The sequence below is a fragment of the Acinetobacter sp. UBA2063 genome, assembly GCF_002333245.1.
Lineage (GTDB): Bacteria > Pseudomonadota > Gammaproteobacteria > Pseudomonadales > Moraxellaceae > Acinetobacter > Acinetobacter parvus.
In genome coordinates, this window is sequence record NZ_DDAH01000124.1 from 20,401 (window position 1) to 23,147 (window position 2,747).

The 2,747-nt window shown below is 37.5% G+C and carries 3 protein-coding genes and 1 pseudogene; 1 reads left to right on the forward strand and 3 read right to left on the reverse strand.

Features of this window, described 5'->3' with window-relative positions:
- The 3 genes from B4H32_RS05570 to B4H32_RS05580 form a co-directional block, all read right to left on the reverse strand.
- A partial coding sequence (locus tag B4H32_RS05570) for a Wzz/FepE/Etk N-terminal domain-containing protein (protein WP_286800808.1) occupies window positions 1-554 on the reverse strand: 554 nt, incomplete at its 3' end.
- 19 nt (window positions 555-573) lie between these two features.
- A complete protein-coding gene (locus tag B4H32_RS05575; protein WP_004680161.1) occupies window positions 574-1,002 on the reverse strand; it encodes a low molecular weight protein-tyrosine-phosphatase in 429 nt (142 codons plus the stop codon).
- A gap of 1 nt (window position 1,003) precedes the next feature.
- Window positions 1,004-2,071, reverse strand: a complete 1,068-nt coding sequence (locus B4H32_RS05580) for a polysaccharide biosynthesis/export family protein (protein ID WP_414630949.1) — start codon at window positions 2,069-2,071, stop codon at window positions 1,004-1,006.
- A gap of 344 nt (window positions 2,072-2,415) precedes the next feature.
- On the opposite strand from B4H32_RS05580, the pseudogene B4H32_RS05585 reads away from it, so the two are divergent.
- Window positions 2,416-2,747: pseudogene (locus B4H32_RS05585) on the forward strand (Vi polysaccharide biosynthesis UDP-N-acetylglucosamine C-6 dehydrogenase TviB); the annotation flags it as partial.

Here is a 2,747-nt window from a genome sequence, read left to right on the forward strand (position 1 = left end):
TTAAACACTACATCTTTTTTATAAGACAGGCTAAACTCTTGTCCATTGATAAAGTTTAGTGTGAGTTTTTTATCTAGATAAAAATTAGGCACATCAAAAGATTGAATAACAAATACATTTTTTTTATCTTGCCAAGTCACAACATTATTTTTATAGATAACTTTGCTTTGAATTGTGTTGAGCAAACGATGCGTCAAGCTACTTTGTTCATCGGTGATACGAATATCTAGCTTTAAGTCTTGTATGGTTTGTCCGAGCACTTTGCGCGAGTTTAAGATTTCAATTTCCGCATCTGCAGCTGACTTTCCACCCACTCCTCCAGGTAGTGCGCTTCCTAAATCCCCTAAAAGCGCTGCGGCACCAGCACCTTTAGCGTCCTCAACCTGAATCATAGCATCCGTTGAGTAGACATTTGGCGTTACTTTTAAGTAAAGGAGAGCGAAAACGAGGCTAAGGAGTGTACATAGAGCAATGAGCTTCCATTGCGACAGCAAAGAAAAGAATAATTCTTTTAAGTCAATGGTATCGTCTTGAGGTGTGCTATTCGAATTCATGAAATAAAACTGCTAAAAATTAAAAATGGGATTGCCAGTCAGAAACGTATTTTTGAATGTTGCGACAAGTTTCATCAAAAAAAGCTTGATCATGTTGATAAGGATCGGGCACATTTTGATTTTGCCAATGCCCCAAACGAAAAACCTTTCCTTTGGCAAAAGACCAAGTTTGCTCAAGATGTTTTTTTTGATTATTACTCATGACTAAAATTAAATCTGATTTTTTAATCATTTCGGCAGTAATTTGTCTGGCAATGTGTGGACGCATATCAATATTCAGCTGATCCATACAGTGTATAGCTTTTGCATCTGCCGAATGCCCAGACATTGCAGAGAGACCTGCAGACTCAATATTTAAATTGGGATGATTGTTTTTTAGAAAATATTCAGCCATGGGGCTACGACATATATTTCCAATGCATACAACTAAAACATTTTGAATTTGCATGCTATTTACCTAACTGGTCAAATGTGTAAAGTGCACTCGAGAAAGGCACAATTTGATTCATGATACGTTGCCAGCGTGTAAGCCCCGTTGCATCGATATATACAATATCATTTTTTTGCATCTGAAATTGATTGGCTAAAGCTAAATTGCCTAAGCTGCTTAAGTTCAAATGATAAATTGTAGAGGTTTTAGTATTTAAATCTGTACGCATCACAAAAATACGTGCAGCACTTGCAGAATAAGGGTTAACACCTTCACTTTCACCCAATACATCACTTAAGGTCATGCCCTGATCACGTAAAGTCAGTGCCTGACTTTTGTTTGACTCCCCCATAACGTACAACTTTTGATTTTGTTTTGCATTTACAAAAATTGTGTCATTGGGTTGAATAAGTAGGTTGTGCAAAGACAACCCTTGCTTTTCTAATTCTACAGCATTTAAGTGATAGGTTTGTCCTTGTCGGATCAGTTGAATATTGGTGTTATCACCTGTTTCAGTATTTACGCCACCAGCTTGTCCCAAAGCTGTATAAATACTGATAGGTTGGTCATTTAATGTGTACTGACCGCTACGCATAACTTGACCGTTTACAAAATAGCGGCGTCCTTCGTATGAAAGAACCCGCACAACAACATCTGGGTGTTTTAAATAGCGCGAAAATTGTGAGCGTAAATATTGGTTGATTTCAGCCAGCGTTTTGCCAGCAACTTTGACTTGTCCAAGCAGAGGTAAATATACATTGCCATTTGGGTCAATTGGATAGCCAGCCGCCTTGATATTACTAATATCTTGGATAGGTGGCGTGATTTCGGGATAAGCCCAAAGCTGAATTGAAAGTACATCACCTGCGGTTAAACGGTAAATGTGTTGCTTATTGTTAAATAAATGATAAGTCGAGTTTGCACTCTGAATATTATTGAGTAAGTGGCTAGGTAAATTGTCCTGTGTTAGCTGAACGACCGTTAGTTGGGCGCCTTGGTCTGTTTTGTACGCACCTTGTGTAGGTAGGTCGTAAGTTTGTAAGCCAGAGGTCACAGCACAGCCAGTGGCAGCAATGCCACATGCCATTAAAACAGCCAGTTGAAAGTGTCGCACGCGAGATTCCATTTTTAATTTATTAAAATCTTTTAAATCAATTGCCGCCATTTTACCGAACTTGTCAAATAGGTACATAGCAATTTGTAATCATTTTGCAGATTCTGTCAAATTCTTTGCGAAAAAATGATAAAAATCGCAAATTGTGAATTTAATCTAAATTAAAAAAAGTTGAATAGTCACAAAAACTATACACTGATGCATCTTTCAACTAATTTGAGCACAAATCATAATAGAAATTTCATAAATTTCTGCTAGTATTCCTGCCGAAAGATTCATTCTTCATAAAATACAGATATAAATTTAAAGGCGCTCAAATGCTACAGCTTTCAGACCTAAAAATTGCCATTATTGGTTTAGGCTATGTCGGGTTACCTCTAGCGGTTGAATTCGGTAAGCAGTTGCCTGTGGTGGGTTTTGATATTCAGCAAAAACGCATACAAGAATTACAAAGTGGGCATGATCATACCTTAGAAGTGTCGTCAGAAGAACTTAAACAAGCGACGCAATTGACTTATTCTGCTAATTTAGATGATCTACGCAGCTGCAATTTTTTTATTGTGACTGTCCCAACCCCCATTGATGAATTTAAACAACCTGATTTAACCCCACTTATTAAAGCGTCTACCAGTATTGGGAAAGTACTTAC

Bases quoted from the DNA above. Each gene is read 5' to 3' on its own strand.
- B4H32_RS05580 (WP_414630949.1), bottom strand. From the start codon at position 2,071: ATGGCATGTGGCATTGCTGCCACTGGCTGTGCTGTGACCTCTGGCTTA.
- B4H32_RS05575 (WP_004680161.1), bottom strand. From the start codon at position 1,002: ATGCAAATTCAAAATGTTTTAGTTGTATGCATTGGAAATATATGTCGT.